Genomic DNA, 19,783 nt, shown 5'->3' with positions numbered 1-19,783 from the left:
TCTGTGCGGTGGTGTTCGTGCGGTTGTCAGAGGATGGCGACGGGGTTGATCGGCGAGCCGACCGCTCCGGTGATCGGCAGCGGTGCGGCCGAGAGCAGGAAGTCCCAGATGCCGCGCTGCGCGCATGCATCGGCGAGTTCGTCGAGGTTCCACATCTCGCCGATCGTCAGCCCCATGTTGGGGATGACGACCTGGTGCAGCGGCTGGAAGGCCGGGACGTCGAACTCGTTCGGGCGCACTTCGAATCCCCACGTGTCCGTCGCGATCGCGGCGAGCTCGGTGGCGTGGAGCCAGCCTGCCGTCGTGAGCGAGAGTCCGGGAGCCGGTCCGCCGGCGTAGTCGTTCCATCCGTCTCGGCGGGCGCGGGCATACTGTCCGGTGCGCACTAGGACGATGTCGCCCCGGCCGATCGTGACGTCCTGCGCTGCGGCGGTCGCCTCGAGGTCGGCGACCGTGATGGCGTGACCGTCGTCGAGCTCGCCGGTGTCGGGACGCAGATGGCGGGCGACATCCAGCAGCACACCGCGGGACACGATGACGGATGCCGCGTGCTCGATGCCCGTGACGAGGTCGCCGTCGCTGGTGACGACGTCGCCGGCGCGGCGGCCGTTCCAGGCCATGCCCCCGTCGAAGATATGGCCCAGTCCGTCCCACTGCGTCGAGCACTGCAGCGGCATCGAGATGACGTCATCCGCCCCACCCATGCCGTGCGGGAAGCCCTGGTTGCCGCGCTCGGCGTCGGTGCCGGTGTCGGTCATCGTGTGCACCGGGTTGGTGCGACGGCGCCAGCCCTTCTGCGGACCGTTCGTGTCGAAGGATTGGGCGAGCGAGATGACCCGACCGGAGCGCACGAGCGCTGCGGCTTCGACGCGCTTGGCCTCGTCGATGAAGTTGAGGGTGCCGAGCACGTCGTCCGCGCCCCACCGGCCCCAGTTGCGGAACGCTTCGGCGCGCGCGGCGATCTCGGCGGCGGGATCCTGGCGGTCGAGTTCTGCGGGGTTCGCGCTCGGAAGGCTCACGATGCGGCTCCTTCCGCGGCGCACCGCACCACCTGGGTGCCGAGGTTGGCGATCGTGCCCGTCATCACGTCGCCGTCACGCAGGAATCGCTTCCAGTGCTGGCCGTTGCCGGCCGGGCTGCCGGTCAGAAGCAGATCGCCCGGGAGGAGGCGCTGCGTCTGCGAAGCGGCCGACAGGAGTGCGGGGATGTCGAACAGCAGGTCGCTCGTCGAAGCGTCCTGCATCACCTCGCCGTTGAGCGCGAGCGTGACGCGCGCGTCCTCCGCGTCGACGAAGTGCGCCGGCACGAGGAACGGCCCTGTCGGCAGAAAGCCGGGGGCGTTCTTGGCGCGGTACCAGTCGGTGCCGATCTCCTTCATGTCCTTGCGGAATACGAGATCGCGCGTCGTGACGTCGTTGACGATCGTGTACCCCGCGATGTGGCTCCAGGCGTCGGCGCGCGACACCCGGAACGCCTCACGGCCGACGACGATCGCGAGTTCGAGCTCCCAGTCGTGCACCTCGCTGTAGGCGGGCAGCTCGAGGGGCACGTCGTCACCCACGACGCAGGACGGCAGCCCGATGAAGAAGTAGGGCTCGCCGTTCGCCTTGCGGTCATCCATCATCTTCGCGGCGAAGACACGCGCCTCGTCGGGCGTTCGCTCGGTGTTCTGGGTGAGACCCGCGGCGACGAGCTCGATGACGTGCTGGCGGTAGTTGGCACCGGTCTGCAGCACCTGCCGTGGCTCCACGGGAGCGGCGAGCGTGACGTCGGCGAGAGGGAGCCAGGTCTCGTCCGGAGCTGCGAGTGCGGCGATGCGGTCCCAGTCCGGCTGTGCGAGGAACGCGTTCAGATCCGCGGCTCCGAGGTCGGCCGGCGTCAGCGCACGCACCCGGTTCTCGACCGCGAGCCCGAGCTGCGCGCGGTCGGCGTCTCGGTAGCGCACCAGAGCGAACGGTGCCTCGGGGGTGGTGGTCGTCATTCGGTGATCCTCTCGCTCATCTTCGCGCGTTTGGTTTCCCGGCGCGGCGGATGAAGGAGCATCCGTCGCGCCGGGAAGTCTGTCAGCCGTGCCCGTGCTTGGCGTACGGGTTGAGCAGAGCGTCCTTGATCTCGTCGGGAACGCCCTCCTCGGTCGCGCTCGGTCCGTCTGCGCGCGGGAACGACTCGGTCATCGACATGGGCATGGCGCCGTTGCGGTAGAAGTTGTTCGAACCCTGCGATGGCTTCCAGGTGTTCGCCTCCCAGTCGGGGACGTAGTTGCGGTAGCCACCGGTGTTGAGCTCGATGCGCAGCGTCGAGGGCTCGCGGTAGTAGAGGAACGTCTGCTCGCCGATGCCATGGATGTTGGGGCCGTACTCGATCGGGATGCCGTTCTCCATGAGGACGTCCGCTGCGATGAGCAGCTCTTCACGGGTGTCGACCCAGAACGCGTAGTGGTTGACGCGTCCGGCGCGGGTGGAGCCGTCGAGTACGACGCCGAGGTCGTGCGACTTCTCGTTGGTGGTGAGCACCGAGAAGACCGAGACCGGGGCCTCGTCCAGCACGGTGCGCGCCATGAAACGGAAGCCCAGGACATCGACGTACCACTTGACGAACGCGTCGACGTCGCTCGTCGCGACGGTGACGTGGTCGAGCTGACGCGGCGCGCCGGCGACCTTGGAGCGCTTCTCGGGACGGTCGGGGTAGATCGACGCGGTCTCGCCCGATGACTGATGACGCGTGACGTCCCAGTGCAGCGTCATCGAGTGGCCGAAAGGACCGGTGAAACGGTAGGCGCGGCCGATGTGCGGCACGGCGTCGAGCCATTCGCCCGCGATGCCGGCGGCTTCCACGCGCTTCGCGGCCTCTTCGAGCGCCTCGGCGCTGGAGGTGCGCCATGCCATCGTCTCGAGCGCCGGCTCGTCACCGGGAACGACGACCAGCGAGTAGGCGTAGTAGTCGCCCCAGCAGCGGAGGTAGACGGCGCCGTCGACGCGATCCACGACCGTGAGCCCGACCTGCTCCTCATAGAACTTCACGGACGCCTCGACGTCGGGCGATGTGATCGCGACATACGAGAGGTGGGACAGTAGCTTGATCATCCTCGATCTTTCCTTTCCGACGGGGCTCTGGGATCTGCCCCGCTTCCTACTTTTGTCGGAAATCGACCATCAAGGAACCCGATTCTTCCTATGCGGGGGATCAGCGCTGTTTATCACCGGCGCTCCTGCCTGAGGGCCTCCGCCACGGCGTCGTCGGCGCGGAGATCGGCGAGGTCGGTGACCGGCTGGGCCGCGGTCGACAGGGCGTGGACGGCGCGACGCAGCGACACCCGCTGGTGCGTCTCGAACAGACGAGGGGCGCGCAGTACGCCCTCCCTCGTCGCCACATCGACCGACGCCTGCGCATCCGCTTCGTCGATGACCACCTCGACGCGTGTGGGGGCGACCGCCACGGCGCGGATCCATGGCCCCTCATCGGCGCCCGTGATCGTCGTCGCGGTGAGCGCGCCAGGCACCATGCCGTTCGCGCGCTGCAGGAGTGCGAGGACGGCGGAACCCGTGCGGTCGACCTCCAGCACCTCGCATGGGCCACCGAGAAGCACCCGCATCCAGCCCGCGGCGTCGCGGATGCCCGCGGACCGACATCCTGCCACCGCGGCGACGTCGACGGCGGCGTAGTTCGGCGGCGAGATATGCGCAGACGCCACCTCGACGAGGTCGGCGCGTAGCATCGGACGGTCGATGACGATCGGCCGTCCGTCGGCGGCTTCCTGCAGGCGGATGCACTCGTCGATGTCGACGGCATCCGGATCGGCGATGACCACTGCGGCGGCGCCGTCCTCGAGAACGGCGCACGCTGTCTGCGCCCATCGGCGATCACCCGGCACGACGACGATCGCGCGCTCGGCGCTCGCCACGAGCCTGACGCTCAACGGTAGTTCGACGGCGGCGACGCGGTAAGCGGGAACGCTCGTGCAGACCCCGATCATGCGATCGCCCCCGCGCGGACCGCAGCCTCCACGGCATCCGCGAGATCGAACGCGAAACCGGCATCCGCGAGGATCTCGTCGTACTCGACGACCGCGTCGCCGTCGAGGATCGACGCGAGTGCACGCCATTCGGCGACATAACCGTCGTCCGCGGTGAGGGGGAACGAGGTGCGACGGCCGTCCGGCGTCCGCACCCGCACCGCGGCGCTTCCAACGTGCACGAAGGCGGGCGGGAACTCGATGTCGATGAGATCGCGCGAGGTGACGATTCCGATGCGCCAGAGCGCGTCCGCACCACCCGGCACCATGACCGCGGTGAGTCGCACGGCGATGTCTTCGGCGAGGAATCCGATGACGTAGCCGATCGGGGAGACGGGACGGGCGAAGACGACGCGATCGAGACGCCGGGCGAGGTCGCGCACGAGCGGCAGGTCGTGGATGGCCAGACCGAGGGTGAGCTGGCGGAGCACCGCTGCGGCGACGGAGGGGTCACCCCAGTCGGGCGCGCCTCTGGCGGGAGCGGCGGCCGGCGGCAGTTCGCTCACGGCGTCGTGATACCGCTCGTTCGGGGGGAGCGCGACGGTGATGGAGATCGCGCGCACCGGCGCGCCCCCGGCGGTGAGGTGATGCTGTGCCCGCCCCCATGCCGGATCGAAGAGATGATTCGTTCCGACCACGAGCGCGATGCCGGCGTTCCGGCAGGCGTCGATGACGCGCGCCGCGTCGTCGGGCGAGGTCGCGATCGGCTTCTCGCAGAGGATCGCGTGCTTGCCTGCGGCGACGGCGGCGAGGATCTGCGACGCGTGCGCATCCGGCGGACTGCAGATCGCGACGACCTCCACCCGCGGGTCGGCGAGCAGCTCGTCCGTCCCGGTGGACGCCGTTGCACCTAAACGCGCCGCGAGCTCCTCAGCACGGCCGCCGCCGCCATCCGAGACGTGCACGACGGTGAATCGGTCGCTCAGCCGGGCGAGGGTCGCGAGGTGCAGCGCAGATGCACCCGGCCCTGCACCGATGACCCCGACTCCCGATGGCATCTTCGCCTCCTCGCTTTTGTCAGAAGTATACGTAAGTTGCGAGATAGTTGACCATAGATCGGCGATTGCGCGCTGTCCGCGCTGAACGGCATGTAAAAATCAAGCATGGCCAACGAATCCACGCTGCGCTTCGGCGCCCAGACCGACGAAGTGACGAGTCTCCTTCGCATCGTGAACATGGTCCGGACGGGCGGAGCGACCACGCGTCCCGAGATCGGCAGGATCACCGGGCTCGGCCGAGGTGTCGTCACGCAGCGCGTCGACCAGGCGTACGAGATGGGCTATCTGGCCGACGGCGATTACGGTCCGTCATCCGGTGGCCGCGCACCTCGGCATGTACGGTTCCGTTCCGACCGCGGTCGACTGATCGTCTGCGCGCTCGGCGCGCTGCACATCCGCGTGGGCATCGCGGACCTCGAGGGCGACATCGTCGACCAGGCGCATACGCCGTGGGAGATCTCCCGCGGCCCTGCGGAGACGCTCGAGACGGCCATGAAGCTGATCGACGAGCTGATCGCACGCACTCCCGGTGCCCCGATCTGGGCTGTCACGGTCGGCGTGCCGGGCCCTGTGGACTTCGAGACCGGTCGCCCTGTGGCGCCGCCGATCATGCCCGGATGGAACGGCTTCGACATCCGCTCCGCGTTCGAGCAGCGCTACGACGCCCCCACGTGGGTCGACAACGACGTGAACCTCCTGGCCTTCGGCGAGCTCGTTCGTCGCGCCGGCGAGGACGCCAACCTGATCTACGTGAAGATCGGTTCGGGCATCGGCGCCGGCCTGCTCTCTCAAGGCCGCGTGCACCGCGGTACGAACGGGGCCGCCGGCGACATCGGACACGTGCGCGTGCGCGAATCCGACGCGCTCTGCCGGTGCGGGAAGAGCGGCTGCCTGGAAGCGGTCGCGAGCGGATGGGCGCTCGTCAATCAGGCCGAGGCCGCGATCGCGGAGGGCGCCGACGGGCCACTGGCCGCGCAGCACGCCGCCGGTGAGGCGATCACTCCCGAGGACATCACCCGCGCCGCCGAGGCCGGAGATGCGCTCTCGACCGGCCTGCTCCAGCAGTCCGCGCGGATCGTCGGCGAGTCGATCGCCGCCCTCGTGAACATGTTCAACCCCAGTGTCATCGTCATCGGAGGCGTGGTAGCCGGCACCGGCGAGCTCTATCTCGCCGAGGTGCGTCAGCGGGTCTATGAGCTCTCGCTCCCGCTGGCCACGCGCGATCTGACGATCGTCAACTCCGTCAACGACGAGGGGGAGCCGCTGCGCGGAGGTGCGGAGCTCGCACGCGAACAGCTCTTCGAGGTCACGTTCCCGCGCTGGTTCGCGGACGGAAAGCCGACGCTCGCCCGATTCCACTGACAGTGACCACCTGGGTCTTATTCCATAAATCGACATAAGCGTGTATCTTTCTGTCTGAACTGACCAGTCTGAACAGACACGAAGGAGTGCCATGCTCAGTGCGTTGCGCGAGGATGCTCTCGGCACGACCGGCGACGGCTTCGTGCTCCGGCTCTCGCTGCCGTGGATCCGCTCGTTACCGCTGTGGAGCCTCACGGAGCTCGAGGTCACGATCGACGGCTGCCCCGAACCCCGGCTGCGGATCGAGATGGGTGGCCGGGCGATCGCGCCTCCGGACCTCGCGGACGAGCCGGGCTGGTGGTTCGTGCAGGATCGCCTCGTACTGCGCGGGGATCAGACCGTCCTTCCCGGCGATCACGAGGTGAGCGTCTCCTTCTATCTGGTCGTGCCGTACCTCCAGGCCGGTCCGGACGGCCCGCTGCGGCTGCCCTTCCGCTTCGACCGAACGCTGAGTCTGAATGACCCCTCGGCGCTCACCACCGTGGCGCTCGACGTCGCCTGAACCGGAGGCACCGAACATGACCACGCCCTCCCCCGCTTGGACCGTTGCCGCGAGCGCCTTCAACTGGACACCCGATCTGATCCGCGCCGAATCCAGCGCCACCGACATCGCGGTCGGGATCGTCTACGGCGGTATCGCTTCCGTGATCGAAGTCGAGCTCGGCCAGCTCTGGCGCTCGTTCCCCGTGACCTCGGATGCCGAGGCCGAAGCGCTGCGGGATGCACTCGCCACAGTTGGAGGTCGCATCTCGATCGTCGGTGCGAGCATCGACGACTGGGCGTCGCCGTCGCGGAGGCGCGACGAGGACGAGCGACTCGCGTTCCTCCTGCCGCAGCTGCGCGCAGCGCAGCGACTCGGCGCCACCGGCGTCCGCCTGCCGATCGGCCAGGCCGGCGACGCGCTCCTCGAGCGGCTGCTGCCGGAGCTCCACGACCTGGACCTCGTGCTGTTCGAAGAGGCACAGGGTCCGCAGACCCCGTCGTCGCCCGCGCATCGGGCGCACTACGAGGCGATCGCGAGCTTCGACGACCCGCATCTGAGGCTGCTCATCGACATCAGCATGCTGATGCCCGCGCTTCCCGTCACCTATCTCGACCGGCTCCGCCAGAGCGATCTTCCCGCCGCGTTCGTCGATCGACTCGAGCGCGAATGGCAGGATGCGGCGACGTCGGATGCCGCCGTCGCGCTGCTGCGCGCAGGGGCAGTGCCGCCCGACGTGCACACCATGTTCATGAACCTGCTCGTGCGCTTCGGTCGCTCCGATGCCGCCGACCTCCACGACGTGCTCCCGTTCGCGGGCGCAGCACACCTGAAGTTCTGGGACCTCCACGATGCCGATGGTCGCGTCTCGCGACCCATCCGCGACTTCGCGACCGAGCTGCGCGCAGCCGGATTCACCGGCTCACTCACCAGCGAGTGGGGCGGCCATGAGTGGCTCGATGACGACGCGACGGAGATGACCCGACGACACCTCGAACTCGCGCGGCCCGCGCTGAACGACTGACGTCAGCGGGGCACGCCCTGGTGTTCAGCCCTCGTGGTTGTAATACGGCCAGGGCAGGAAGCGCCGCTCGCCGCGACGGTCCGGGCCGTCGAGGGTGATCTCGCCGGTCGCCGCCCATTCGACGCCGCGCGGGAAGATCCGGATGAACTCGATGCGACGGAAGGTGTCGATGTCATGGCCGATCGTGATCGTGAACGAGCGACCCGCGCCGTACTCATTGATCCAGGCGATGGGTTGATCGGTGTTCATGCCCGGAAGGTCGGCGATTCCGCCTTCGGGGATCGCGACGGGGTAGTGCGACATCGGCCACATCGGCGCCTTCTCGTAGGACTCGAGATCGTCGAACGTGGTCAGCAGCACCTGCGCACCGTCGTAGAGCTCGACGCCGGTGAGGATGTCGTCACCGGTGACCGTCCAGGTCTCGCTGATGCCCTCGGTGATGGCGTGACGCGGCTCTGCGGTGCGCAGCAGCGCCTCACCCCACGGCCGCGGTCGCAGGCCTGTCGCCACGCTCAGCTTGGCGCCGCGCATGACGTTGTACTCCTCCGGGTATCCCCAGTCGTCCTCCTGCGCCGCGGAGCCGTGGAACCACACGATCCCCTTGCCGTCCTCGTGCACGAAGCGCAGCAGCGCGGCATCCGTCTCCGGCCCGAAGCCGACCGCCTTCTCGTGGTAGCCGTCGCGACCCTCGAAGACGACGATGACGACGTCGTACTTGTCGATGATCTCGGCGCCGAGACCCCGCGGGTCCTCGACGACGCGGACCCGGAAGCGACCGGTGTCCTCCAGCAGCGTGGTGAGCCACTGGTTGTGCTGCCGGAAGCTGCGGAACTCGTTGTCGTGCTCGCGGGTCATGTGCCCCGAGAGGATGAGGACGTTGAGGACATCGGTCATATCGTGAGCTCCTTCGCTCTGGTTCGAAAGGCGTTGTCAGACGGATGCCGTCGCCATGGCGCCTACGCCCACCCAGGCGGAGTCGCGTTCGGCACTCGCCTCCACGGCGGCGAGCACGCGCTGGACCGCCAGCCCCTCGGCGAAGCTCGAGTGCGGCTGGGTGCCGTCCGTGATGGCCTTCACGAGGTCGACCACCTGGTGCGAGAAGCCGTGCTCGTACCCGAGCAGGTGACCGGACGGCCACCACGCCGAGACATAGGGGTGGGATGCCTCGGTCACGATGATCTTCGCGAAACCCTGACGATCGGCGGGTGCGGTGCGGTCATAGAACTGCAGGGAGTTCAGGTCTTCGAGGTCGAAAGCGAGTGCTCCGCGGTCGCCGGACACCTCGATCGTGAGGGCGTTCTTGCGCCCGGTCGCGAACCGGCTCGCCTCGAATGAGACGAGCGCGCCGCCCTCGAGCCGTCCGGTGAAGATCGCGAGATCGTCGACGGTGACGTCGCCGTAGCCATCGCCGGCCGTTGCGGAGAGTCCGGATCCTCCGTCGTGGAGGGGGCGCCGCGTGACGATCGTATCGACGACGCCGGCGACTGCATCCACGCCCTGCCCGGTGACGAACTGGGTCATGTCGATGATGTGCGCGCCGATGTCGCCGAGCGCGCCGGAACCGGCGTGCTCTTTCTGCAGGCGCCATGCGAGCGGGGCCTGCGGGTCGACGAGCCAATCCTGTCGGTAGGCGGCACGCACCTGCTGGACCGTGCCGATCGCGCCGGCTGCGATCAGGTCGCGCAGGTGCGTGACAGCCGGGACCCGTCGGTAGGTGAAGCCGACCATCGAGACGATGCCCCGCGCGGCGGCACGCTCGGCCGCGACGAGCATCTCCTCGGCCTCTGCGACGGTGTTGGCGAGGGGTTTCTCGCACAGCACGTGCTTGCCGGCACCCAGCGCCGCGATCGCGATCTCGGCGTGGGAGTCCCCCGGGGTGACGATGTCGACGATGTCGATGTCGTCGCGGGCGATGACCTCCCGCCAGTCGGTGGCGTGCTCCGCCCAGCCCCACTGCGCCGCGGCATCCGCCACAGCCGACTCGTTGCGTCCGACGACGACCGCCATCTCCACGCCACTCGGAAGCGAGAACATCCGCGGCGCCTGGCGCCAGCCGACCGAGTGCGCCGCACCCATGAAGCCGTAGCCGATCATGGCGACACGCAACGCCGCACTCGCGGTCATGCCAGCACGACCTCTCGTTCGACCGGGACGCGGTTGGTCACGTAGCGGCCGGGGCCGCCGTCCTCACCGGGCATGATCTGCATGTAGAGCAGCCGCATGGTGAGGACGACCTCGACGGTGAGGCTCTCGCCTGCGGCCGGGGGCGAGTCGAGCCTGATCACGACGTCGGGGCGGTCGGCCACGAACCACAGCGTCTCGGACTGCTCGGGCAGTTCGTCGATCGTGTAGGAGCGGCCCTCGAGCTCGAAGCGCAGATCGTCCTTGGGGATCGCTACGCCGTTCACGGTCGCCGCGACGTCGTCGACGGCCGAGAGCCAGAGGCTGCGATACCAGGGAAGCTGCACCGAGACGGCGATCCCGTCGTCGGTGCGACGGACGTCCTTCTCGGCGAAGAGCGAATTGTGCGTTGCCATGTCGGCTCCTGTCTGCGCCCGACCTCAGGCCGGGACGACGGCTTCTTCGATCGCACGCCGCATGAGCGCGTGCTGCTTCTGGACGAGGTCGATCGGGTCGGATTCGCCGAGGTCGGAGAACGCGTGGCCCTCCCATTCGCTGGAGAGGTAGCCCTGGTAGCCGCCCGCGACGAACTGCCGCACGATGCGCGGGATGTCCATGGCCGGCTCCTCGCCGTCCGCGCCGATGTCATAGAACTTCGCGTGCACGTGGAAGATCTGCGGCATGATGTCGAGCCACTCCTCCGGCCGGACGAGCCCGTGCATGTTGAACGCCAGGCGCGTGAACGGCCCGAAACGGAGGAAGTCCACACCCTCGCCGGTGAGGTAGTCCTCGAACTTCTGGTTCCGCGCATGCATGGGTGTCGGCTCGTGCCAGATCTCGTCCATGACCGGGAAGTGCTTCTCGTCCATGCCCATCTGGCTGAGCGTCCGCAGCAGCGTCGGCGAGAGCGAGTGCATCGTCGACGAGAAGTCGGCTGTGAACCCGAGTCGCTCCGACTGCAGCTCGTCGTACATCTCGCGCATCTGCAGCACCTGGGGGTTGTTGGGCCCCGACGGCGCGTGGATCTCGTACCCGAGGCGCTGGTCGTACTTCTCCGCCAGCGGCAGGAGACTGCGCAGCAGCTCCTTGCCGTGCGAACGGATGACGATGTTCTTGAACCCGAGCCGGTGCGCGGTCTTCAGCTGGCGCGCGAGGAAGTCATGCTCCTCGTCAGGGGTCATGTCACGGTTCTTGCGGCGCCCCATGTCGAGGTTCGTTCCCACGGCGCTGGGCTCGAGCTCGTACTTCTCCAGGCTGTCGAACCAGAGCTTGATGAACTCGTCGTCGACGTCCGGGTAGGTGCGCAGCAGTTGCGCGATGTTGAACTCGACGCCGGGACCGAGCCCGTTCTGGGCCGCCGCGGCGATCAGCGTCTCGGGCGTGTAGAGACCGGCGGCGAACTCGCTGGTGAGCGAGTACAGGGTGATGCCGAGCTTGATGCCGGTGCCGGCGATCCCCGATCCCTGAGCTGGTCGAACGGTCATGCGCGGGCTCCCTTCAGAGCTGCGTGCGGCAGGTGAGCGGCGAGCGCGGCGCGCGCCTCCGCAGCATCCGTGATCATGCGACTGCCGGCGTTCTGCGCGGCCGACCGCTGCACGGCCTGCTCATCGCGGACGATGTCGAACGGGCTCTCCCAGTTGTTCCAGTGCCAGCCTTCGTACTCGCTCGACACCGCGCCGGAGTAGCCGTTCTCGACGAGAAGGCCGATGAGATCGCGGACCGGAACCGAGGGCTCCTCCTTGTTCTCGTCGATGCCGAAGAACTTGCCGTGGACGTGCTTGACCCACGGCATGATCTCAAGCCAGTCGTCGACTCGCGCGGGACCGAACAAGCCCGTGCCGTTGATGCCGAAGTCGATCCCGAGCTCGGGACGGCCGTTCTGGGCGGCCAGTCCGATGAAGCGTCCGAAGCGCTGCCCGTGCTCGGCCTGATCAGCGGGCGGCCCCTGCTGATAGAACTCATCCCACAGCGACACGACCTGCGAGAGCAGGTCTTCGGACGCGCCGCGTCGACGGTACGACTCGATGAGCGAGGGCGCGAAGCCGGAGACCGTGGCGCCCCAGTCCATCGTGAATCCCAGGAATGGCGAGCCGACCTTCTCGTAACGGTCCCGCAACGCGAGGATGCGCGGGTGCGAGGCGTACTGATCGGCGTGGACCTCGAGCGCGAGCGTCACGCCGTACTCCTCGGCGATCGGCGCGAGCTGTTCCATCGAGTCGGGCGTGATCGAGATCTGCACACGGGCGATGGGGAACCCGAGCTTCGCGGCGGCGGCGATCTGCCGGCGCATGTAGGCGACGAGCTCGTCCTGGTCGAGCAGGCGGTCCCGGTGGATGCCGATGTCGGCGTTGACGGCGAGCGAGGTGGTGACGAGCCCGACCTCGTCGACCAGGTCGCGGAAGCGCCCGGCGAAGGCGTCATCGATCTCGGGGAATCCGCGGAAGCTCGAGAAGCCGATGATCTCGAGGCCCGGGCCGTAGCCCTCCGCTGCGACCTTTCGGATGAGCGCATCGAGGTCGTACTCGCGACCGTGGAACGCCCGCGTGAAGCTGTAGAGCGTCACGCCCTGGATCGGAGTGCCGAGGTCGGTCATGCCGCCACCGCCTTCATGGTCTTGCGATCGTGCTCCTCGATGTGGAGCACCTCGGAGTCGGAGATGATGATGTACGGGATGAACAGCGTGAGACCCACCTCGACCGAGTGCTCCGCGTCGACAGCCAGATCGAGATCCCCCGACAGCACGGCGGAGTCGACGGGGAACCACCACTCCTCGGTGTTCGTCGCCAGCTCCTCGAAGGTGAACTCCTTGCCGTTCATCTGCCAGCGCAGGGACGCGGCTGGGGCGGCGACGCCGTCCACGGTGAGACTGGCTCCGGCGATGCACGAACCGGGAAGTGCGCGGTACCAGGGGATGCGAACCTCGACGGCGGCACGGCCGCCCTCGGTCGTCAGCGTCCCCTGTTCGATGATGCGATCCGGGATCACGAGAACCTCCTCGTTCTTCTTTCGTATTCCTGCAGTCTAATGTTCTTTTCCGACATAAGCAACGCTCAACCGCTGATGGCGGCGGCGATGGCACGTGCGCCCCGGACGGCGAGCGCGACGCCGGTGAGGGTCGGATTGCACGCCGTCGCGGTCGGGATGACGCCGTTGCCCGCGACGAACAGGCCAGGCGTCGACCACACCTCGCTGTCGGGACCGCACACGCTCGTGCCGTCGTCGGTCTCGCCCATGCGGGTGGTGCCCTGGTAGTGCAGCGAGCTGCCGATCGGCATCCGGAAGGGACGGTCATCGAGCGGGTCGCCGACTGCCTTGCCGAGCTCCACGATCTCGCGTTCCGCGCGCTCGAGGATCGCGTGGTCGGTCTCGGTGAGGCGGTAGCGGATTCGCGGCGCCGGCATCCCGTAGCCGTCGGTCTTCGTCTCGGAGAACTCGACGCGATCGTCGGCGCGAAGATCCTTTGCGCAGAAGAATCCGATTCCGATGATCGACCCGGGAACGACTGGGTCGTCTTCGGCGAGTGGCACGGGTGAGGCGTCCAGCTGCATGACCTGGCCGTGGAACGGCGTGTCGTCGGTAAACGGCACCCACGTGACGCCGCTGTACTCGCTGAGACCTGCCCCGGCGCGCGCGGTGGTGGTCACCTCGGCGGCATCCCGGATGCGGGTCGCGAACACGATCTGCGCCTGGTCGTTGAGGTACCGCCCGAGGGCGGCGGGCCGGATGCCGGATGCCCACAGCAGCTGCGGAGTGCGCAGCGCATCGGCGGCGACGATCACGAAGCGTGCGCGGACCTCGCTGCTCTCCTTCGTGCGCAGGTCGGTGACCCGCACACCGGCGGCTCGGTCGTTCTCGACGAGGATCTCAGTCACGAGCGACTCGTCGTGAAGGGTGAATCGAGGATTGTCGCGCGTGACATCGCCGAGCACGACGTCCGAGCCCGACCACATGAGCCGGCCATCGTCGCGGCGGTGCACCGCCAGCGGCATCCTCTGCACGCGTGAAGACGGAACGCGGCCCTCGTCGACAGCCTCGGCGAGCCGTTCCCGGATGATGTCACCGAAGGGTGTCGCGTCGAAGGCGTCGGTCGTGACGCCGAGCAGCCGCTCGGCCTCATCGAGCAGCTCATCGAGGTCGTCCAGGAACGCGATGCGCTCGCTCCCTCCGGGACGCGGACATGCCGCTGTCCAGTGCGCAGCCATCCCACCGACATTGCTCGACATCGCGGCGACCGGCATCCCGTCTTCGCCTGGTTCCTGGAATCCGTCCTCCAGCAGGTAGGTGCCGGGACGGGCACGGCGCTGGCCGGACTTCACCGCACCGGGCGAGTCGACGGTCGCCGCGCGAGCGCCCGGCCCCTCGGAGGCGCGCTGAGCCGCGGCGCGCTTGTCGGCGTCGTCGATGTTCTTGACGTGTGCACCTGCCGGATCCGAGACGGTCGGGCCGACCTCGAACATAGCGATCGTCGCATCCGGCGCGCGCTCGGTCAGGACGCGGGCGTAAGCCGACCCTGTCGGGCCGCTCCCGACGATGACGACGTCGACGTTCCGCGGATAAGACCGGGAACTCATACCTCGGCCGCCACTCGGACGATCCGCTCGACGGAGGCCTCCGAGGCGGTCTGCGGGTAGTACTCGAGACCGATCGGGCCGTCGTACCCCGAGCGGCGCAGGATGCCGAGACGGTCGGCCCAGTCGAGCTCGCCGGTTCCCGGCTCACCGCGACCGGGGGCGTCAGCGAGCTGAACGTACTTAATGAGGTCGCCGCCGTTCTCGAGCTCGGCGGCCATATCCTCCCCTTCCACGGCCGAGTGGTAGATGTCGTAGAGCACCCCGAAGTGGGCGGAGCCGACCCCGCGCGCGACGTACACGGCCTCTGCGGTGCGATCCAGGAGCGAACCGGGGTGGTCGACGCGGACGTTTACGGGCTCGAGGACCAGCGTGACGCCGGAGCCCTCGATCTGGGTGATCACCTGCTGGTAGATCTCGACGAGCTTGTCGAGCTGCACCTGGCGCTTCCAGCCGCCGAAACCCGTACCGCTGCCGACGACGATGCGCGGGCAGCCGAGGTCGTGTGCGATCGCGACGCCCTCGTCGAGCCTGCGGTAGAACTCCGAGTGATCCCACGGCGGGATCATGAACTGCGTGCGCGGCTCGGACAGTTGGGCCGTGAGCTGCGTGCCGGTCTCCTCGAGGGCGGCCTTGAGCGCCGGCAGGTCCTTCGGCGTCGCAGGTGCATCGACGCCGGTGGGCCCCCACATCTCGACCGCGGTGAACCCTGCGGCGGCCGCAGCGCGGACCCGATCGTGATAATCGCCGGCTTCGGTGAAGAGGAGTTCGATGTTGGGGGACAGCTGGTACATGATGCTCTTTCGTGAGTCGTGTTCAGGGAGAGGGCGCGCTGACGGATGCCGCGGCATCCGTCGTGATCAGCCCTTGAGCCCGCCGGCAAAGCCCTGGATGAAGCGCTTCTGGGCGAACAGGTAGAAGGCGAGGATCGGGATCATCGAGACGATGACGATCGCGAAGATCTTGTTCCAGGACGACACGAGCGAGCCGATGTAGTAGTACATCGCGACCGGGAGGGTCTGATTCTCCGAGCCGCCGAGGAAGATGAGCGAGGTGAAGAAGTCGTTCCACACGATCAGTCCCGCGAGGATCGCGACGGTGCCGGTCGCCGGCGACATCAGCGGCAGCACGATGCGGAAGAAGATCTGCGTGCGCGATGCGCCGTCGATCGTTGCCGCCTCTTCGTACTCGGTGCCGAGACTCCGGAAGAAGCCGGCGTAGAGGAAGATCGACAGCGGCAGCAGCATCCCGGTGTAGAGGATGATCATGCCCCAGATCGATCCGGTGAGGCCGATCGTACGCGCGCCGATGTACAGCGGCACGGTGCCGAGCTGGGTGGGCAGCACGATGGCGATGAGGAAGAGGTAGTAGACCGTCCGGCTCCAGCGCCGGGTGCTGCGGGAGATGACGTATCCCGTCAGCGCCCCCAGCAGCACGAGCCCGAGGATGCTTCCCGCCGTGATGAGGATGCTGTTGACCAGGCCCATCACGACGTTCGAGTTCCCCTGCGCAGTGAGCACCTCGACGAAGTTGGAGAAGTCGACGCTCGTGGGCGGGGCGAGGTTGGACGAGGTGATGACCTCCTGGTCCGACTTCAGCGCCGTGGTGATCAGGAAGTAGAACGGGGCGAGGAAGATCAGGGCGAACACCCAGATGAGGACCTCGCGGAGCGCGGTGAGCTTCGTGTAGCGGAACATGTCAGGACTCCTCTGGGCGGCCGTTGGTCACGCGCTGCTGGATGATCGCGAAGACCAGGATGACGACGGTGAGCAGCAGGGCGAGCGCAGCGCCGTAGCCGAAGTTGCCGAGCGCGAACGACTCCTTGTACACCTGGGTGGCGAGCGTCTCGGTGGCCCCGGCAGGACCGCCGCCGGTCATCGCCATGATCTGGTCGAAGACGCGCAGCCCGTTGACGAGGCCGAGCGTCGTCGCGATCGCGACGGCGGGACGGATGGAGGGGAACGTGACGTGCATGAACCGCTGACGCAGGTTCGCGCCGTCGATCGCGGCGGCCTCTTCGATCTCGACCGGGACGGCGGCGAGCCCTGCCATGTAGATGACCATCGCGAACCCGGTGTTCTGCCACACGACCACGATGAGGATGGTCCAGATGGCGAAGATCGGATCGGCGACCCAGGCCTTGGCGAATTCCTCGAGGCCGATGCTGCGCAGGAACGCGTTGATCGGTCCGTTGAAGTCGAAGATGAACTTCCACACGTACGAGACGGCGAGCGGGCTGAGCACGACGGGCATGAAGAACAGCACGCGCAGGGCGTAGCGGGTCTTGAGTCCGCGGTTGAGACCGAGTGCCAGTGCGAGACCGACGATGTTGCTGAGGATGACCGAGACGAACGCCAGGAACAGGGTGTTGCTGAGGGCGCCCACCTGCGTGGGGTCGCCGAAGATCTTGACGAAGTTGGCGAATCCGATCCAGTTGAACGCTCCGATTCCCGACCAGTCGGTGAATGCGAAGAAGCCTCCGACGGTCGTCGCGGCGTAGTGGATCGCGATGACGAGGAGGATGCCGGGCAGTGCCCACCACCAGTGCCCGAACTTCAGCAGCCCCGGGCGGCGCGGCGCGGGATTACGGTGACGGCCCCGGCGCGTGCGCTTCGGGACGATCACCAGCTCTGTCTCTGTTTCCGTGTCGATCATCTTGGTGGGCATGAGGTCCTCGTGTGCTCGTCGGTTGCTTTGGGGCGACGACTGCCCGGGAAGCTGGGCTCCCCGGGCAGTCGCGCGATCAGTCGCCGTAAGCGGCGTCCATGTCCTGGAGGACCTGGTCGATGTCCTTCTGCCCGGTCAGCAGTCCCTGGACGCCTACCTGCAGCGCCTCGTATACCGACGGGTTCGGCCAGATGTTGTTCGGCAGCGGCGTGTACGCGCCCTCAGCGAGAAGGTCGACGACCGGGGAGTAGATCGTGTCCTCGAGATCGAGGTCCTGGTACGACGACACCGGCAGCAGCCCGGACTTCTCGTAGTACAGGGTCTGCGCCTCGGGGGATGCGAGCCACTCGACGAAGGCCGTCGCGGCATCCTTGGCCTCCGACTCCGCGTTGATCGAGATCGTGTAGTTCGAGCTGGCGAGGATGTAGGGATCGCCGCCGTCGGCTGCCGGGAAGGGCTGGACCTTGAAGTTCGCCTCCGGCGGGGCGGCCGCTGCGATCTCGACGGCCGAACCGGACGGGATGAAGCTGCCGACCGATCCGCCCTGAGCGAGACCGTTCGTGATGGCGTCGAAGCCGGCGCCTTCAGCACCCGGCTGGAAGCAGCCGCCGTCGTGCATGTCCATGAGCGTCTGCAGGGTCTCGGCCCAGCCCTCGCTCTCGGCGAAGGTCGTCTCGCCGTCCGCGCGCTGCTGGTTCCAGTCGGGCGTCTCGGCGTACACCCGCGTCGCCGCGATGCCCTGCGCCGTGAGACCCGCGTTCGGTCCGGCTGCACCTGCCAGGGCGATGAGCGACTTGCCGTCTGCCGCGAGCGCACTGCACGCCTCGTACATCGCGGCCTCGGTGGCCGGCCACTCGTCGAGGCCGTTCATCGCGGCGGTGCCCATGCTCGTGACGACTGCGGCGATCGTGAAGTCCATCGGCTGGCCGTAGGTCTTGCCGTCGATCTCGAAGATCGACTCACTGCCGTCCGGCACGAGGTCCTCGGCAGTCGCGCCGAGCGGCTCGAGGAATCCGGCCTCGGCGAGGGGGATGACGCCGCGCGCGTCGCCTGATCCGGGGGTCGTCTGGATGACGTCCGCGGCGTTGCCGGCCTGCAGCTGCGTGCGGATGGTCTCGCCGTACTTGTCGTTCGGGGTCGGGTTGGTGGTGATCTCGACGTCCGGGTTCGCCTCCATGTAGGCCTTGGCGAGCGACTCGTACGGGCTCTCGAGGTTGTTGGACGTGGCGAAAGTGAACGAGAACGACTGCGACTCGCCTCCGTCGCCGGCGTCGTCGGTTCCACCGGCGGAGCAGCCGGCGAGGATGAGGGCTCCCACGGTCGCGACGGCGAGAGTGCCGGTGCGGAGGACGTGAGTGCGGCGGTGCTGTGTCATGTCCAGCCTTTCTGACTTCGTTGTCGGCGGCTCGTTCGTCGAGCCACCCGCTGTTCTGCCAGTATCGTCCGGATGTGCCAGAAACACACATAAGTTGTTTCGATATGCGGCATAAGCCGCCACGAACCGGAATCGCGAGCGTCCGCATCCGGCTGAACGATGACGCCTGGCGTGCACATAGATTGCGTCGATAAACTGATGTCACCCGATCCCCTCTCCCGAAGGGTCACATCGCTGTGACAGATCACGCGCTTCTTTCTCGTCTCGACCTCAACCTCCTGGTCTCACTCGATGCGCTGCTCACCGAGCGCAGTGTGACGAGAGCCGCAGACCGCCTTCACCTCAGCCAGCCGGCGCTGAGCGCGTCGCTCGCGCGGTTGAGGACGCATTTCAACGACCAGATCCTTGCGCGACGCGGCAACACGTATGAGCTCACGCCGTTCGCGCTGCGGTTGTCGGAGCACACTTCGACGGCGCTGGAGGCCGCGCGCCGCGTGTTCGAGAGCCAGGCCACGTGGACACCGTCCGACTCCACCCGGGAGTTCTCGATCTACGGCTCCGACTACGGGTTCGCCACGGTCGGCGCTGCTGTCTCGAAGCTCGCGGCCGACCGCGGTCTCGGCATCCGGTTCCGGTTCATGCTGCACAACCCGTCCGTCGTCGAAGATGCCGCCACGCGTCTGCGCTCCGCGGACGCGCTGATCATCCCGCACGGGTTCCTCACCGATCTCGCGTACGCCGATCTGTGGCGGGACGACTGGGTCGCGATCGTCTCCGACGACCATCCGTCGGTCGGCGAGGAGCTGACCATGGAGGATCTCGGCTCCCTGCCCTTCGTGATGACGTACCAGTCGCGATCGGCGTTCACATCGGCGAGCAGGCAGATTCAGCAGCTCGGCATCGAGCCGCGCGTCGAGGCGGTCGTGGAGAGCTTCCTGTCGATGCCGCTGTTCGTCTCGGGGACAGATCGCGTCGGCTTCGTGCAGCGAGCGCTGGCGCCCGTGGTCACGCGCCTCGGCGGCGTGCGGGTCGTCGGGCTGCCGTTCGATGCGACGCCGATCGTCAACGCGGTGTGGTGGCATCCCGTGCATGGCCGAGACCCCGAGCACGCCTGGATGATCGACCTCCTCCGCGAGGCTGGCGAGGTCGTTCAGGCGGGCGAGCACGCCTGAACG

General features: G+C 67.8%; 20 protein-coding genes. 4 read left to right on the top strand and 16 right to left on the bottom strand.

The window, feature by feature from the left end:
* Positions 1 to 26: 26 nt before the first annotated feature.
* The 5 genes from IM776_RS01125 to IM776_RS01105 all read right to left on the bottom strand — a co-directional run bounded on the left by IM776_RS01125 (position 27) and on the right by IM776_RS01105 (position 5,010).
* The gene (locus IM776_RS01125; protein WP_194421261.1) at positions 27 to 1,019 is read right to left on the bottom strand and encodes a cyclase family protein; all 993 of its coding nucleotides are present in this window, start codon (positions 1,017 to 1,019) and stop codon (positions 27 to 29) included.
* Positions 1,016 to 1,981 carry a fumarylacetoacetate hydrolase family protein gene (locus IM776_RS01120; RefSeq protein WP_194421260.1) on the bottom strand — a complete coding sequence of 322 codons (966 nt, stop codon included), beginning with the start codon at positions 1,979 to 1,981 and terminating at the stop codon, positions 1,016 to 1,018. The genes IM776_RS01125 and IM776_RS01120 overlap by 4 nt, the downstream gene beginning before the upstream one ends.
* A gap of 82 nt (positions 1,982 to 2,063) precedes the next feature.
* On the bottom strand, positions 2,064 to 3,083 hold the full coding sequence (locus IM776_RS01115; protein ID WP_194421259.1) for a VOC family protein: 1,020 nt from the start codon (positions 3,081 to 3,083) through the stop codon (positions 2,064 to 2,066).
* A gap of 113 nt (positions 3,084 to 3,196) precedes the next feature.
* Positions 3,197 to 3,973 (bottom strand): hypothetical protein, encoded by a 777-nt coding sequence (locus IM776_RS01110; RefSeq protein WP_194421258.1) that lies wholly within the window; start codon positions 3,971 to 3,973, stop codon positions 3,197 to 3,199.
* The gene (locus IM776_RS01105) at positions 3,970 to 5,010 is read right to left on the bottom strand and encodes a Gfo/Idh/MocA family protein (protein WP_194421257.1); all 1,041 of its coding nucleotides are present in this window, start codon (positions 5,008 to 5,010) and stop codon (positions 3,970 to 3,972) included. Before IM776_RS01105 ends, IM776_RS01110 begins: the two co-directional genes overlap by 4 nt.
* 105 nt (positions 5,011 to 5,115) lie before the next feature.
* Between IM776_RS01105 and IM776_RS01100 the strand changes: the two genes are divergently transcribed.
* The 3 genes from IM776_RS01100 (at position 5,116) to IM776_RS01090 (ending at position 7,877) form a co-directional block, all read left to right on the top strand.
* Complete coding sequence (locus tag IM776_RS01100; RefSeq protein ID WP_194421256.1) at positions 5,116 to 6,372, top strand: ROK family protein; 1,257 nt, start codon at positions 5,116 to 5,118, stop codon at positions 6,370 to 6,372.
* Positions 6,373 to 6,463: 91 nt separating this feature from the next.
* Positions 6,464 to 6,874, top strand: a complete 411-nt coding sequence (locus IM776_RS01095) for a hypothetical protein (RefSeq protein WP_194421255.1) — start codon at positions 6,464 to 6,466, stop codon at positions 6,872 to 6,874.
* Positions 6,875 to 6,890: 16 nt separating this feature from the next.
* On the top strand, positions 6,891 to 7,877 hold the full coding sequence (locus IM776_RS01090) for an apurinic/apyrimidinic endonuclease family protein (RefSeq protein ID WP_194421254.1): 987 nt from the start codon (positions 6,891 to 6,893) through the stop codon (positions 7,875 to 7,877).
* A 24-nt stretch (positions 7,878 to 7,901) separates the two neighbouring features.
* On the opposite strand, the gene IM776_RS01085 is transcribed toward IM776_RS01090, so the two are convergent.
* From IM776_RS01085 to IM776_RS01035, 11 genes are all read right to left on the bottom strand, one after another.
* Positions 7,902 to 8,771: a ThuA domain-containing protein gene (locus tag IM776_RS01085; protein ID WP_194421253.1), complete on the bottom strand. Its 870-nt coding sequence runs from the start codon at positions 8,769 to 8,771 to the stop codon at positions 7,902 to 7,904.
* Between the two features lie 36 nt (positions 8,772 to 8,807).
* Complete coding sequence (locus IM776_RS01080; RefSeq protein ID WP_228479845.1) at positions 8,808 to 10,001, bottom strand: Gfo/Idh/MocA family protein; 1,194 nt, start codon at positions 9,999 to 10,001, stop codon at positions 8,808 to 8,810.
* Positions 9,998 to 10,414, bottom strand: a complete 417-nt coding sequence (locus IM776_RS01075; RefSeq protein ID WP_194421252.1) for a C-glycoside deglycosidase beta subunit domain-containing protein — start codon at positions 10,412 to 10,414, stop codon at positions 9,998 to 10,000. Before IM776_RS01075 ends, IM776_RS01080 begins: the two co-directional genes overlap by 4 nt.
* A gap of 24 nt (positions 10,415 to 10,438) precedes the next feature.
* Entirely contained in the window at positions 10,439 to 11,482 is a 1,044-nt protein-coding gene (locus tag IM776_RS01070) for a sugar phosphate isomerase/epimerase family protein (protein ID WP_194421251.1), read from the bottom strand.
* Entirely contained in the window at positions 11,479 to 12,591 is a 1,113-nt protein-coding gene (locus tag IM776_RS01065) for a sugar phosphate isomerase/epimerase family protein (protein WP_194421250.1), read from the bottom strand. The genes IM776_RS01070 and IM776_RS01065 overlap by 4 nt, the downstream gene beginning before the upstream one ends.
* Complete coding sequence (locus tag IM776_RS01060; RefSeq protein ID WP_194421249.1) at positions 12,588 to 12,983, bottom strand: C-glycoside deglycosidase beta subunit domain-containing protein; 396 nt, start codon at positions 12,981 to 12,983, stop codon at positions 12,588 to 12,590. The genes IM776_RS01065 and IM776_RS01060 overlap by 4 nt, the downstream gene beginning before the upstream one ends.
* A gap of 65 nt (positions 12,984 to 13,048) precedes the next feature.
* Positions 13,049 to 14,569 carry a GMC oxidoreductase gene (locus IM776_RS01055; protein WP_194421248.1) on the bottom strand — a complete coding sequence of 507 codons (1,521 nt, stop codon included), beginning with the start codon at positions 14,567 to 14,569 and terminating at the stop codon, positions 13,049 to 13,051.
* Entirely contained in the window at positions 14,566 to 15,360 is a 795-nt protein-coding gene (locus IM776_RS01050) for a TIM barrel protein (protein ID WP_194421247.1), read from the bottom strand. Before IM776_RS01050 ends, IM776_RS01055 begins: the two co-directional genes overlap by 4 nt.
* A 66-nt stretch (positions 15,361 to 15,426) precedes the next feature.
* Positions 15,427 to 16,263, bottom strand: coding sequence for a carbohydrate ABC transporter permease (locus IM776_RS01045; RefSeq protein ID WP_194421246.1), 837 nt, complete (start codon positions 16,261 to 16,263; stop codon positions 15,427 to 15,429).
* Between the two features lies 1 nt (position 16,264).
* On the bottom strand, positions 16,265 to 17,233 hold the full coding sequence (locus tag IM776_RS01040; RefSeq protein WP_228479844.1) for a carbohydrate ABC transporter permease: 969 nt from the start codon (positions 17,231 to 17,233) through the stop codon (positions 16,265 to 16,267).
* Between the two features lie 76 nt (positions 17,234 to 17,309).
* Positions 17,310 to 18,608 carry an extracellular solute-binding protein gene (locus IM776_RS01035; protein WP_194421245.1) on the bottom strand — a complete coding sequence of 433 codons (1,299 nt, stop codon included), beginning with the start codon at positions 18,606 to 18,608 and terminating at the stop codon, positions 17,310 to 17,312.
* Positions 18,609 to 18,844: 236 nt separating this feature from the next.
* On the opposite strand from IM776_RS01035, the gene IM776_RS01030 reads away from it, so the two are divergent.
* Positions 18,845 to 19,780: a LysR family transcriptional regulator gene (locus IM776_RS01030; RefSeq protein WP_194421244.1), complete on the top strand. Its 936-nt coding sequence runs from the start codon at positions 18,845 to 18,847 to the stop codon at positions 19,778 to 19,780.
* The last annotated feature ends 3 nt before the right edge of the window (positions 19,781 to 19,783 follow it).

It is taken from the genome of Microbacterium abyssi (assembly GCF_015277895.1).
In the GTDB taxonomy this organism is placed as follows: Bacteria; Actinomycetota; Actinomycetes; order Actinomycetales; family Microbacteriaceae; genus Microbacterium; species Microbacterium abyssi.
Note: the sequence above shows the minus strand (reverse complement) of the source record. Positions and strands in the feature narration are given on the sequence as shown.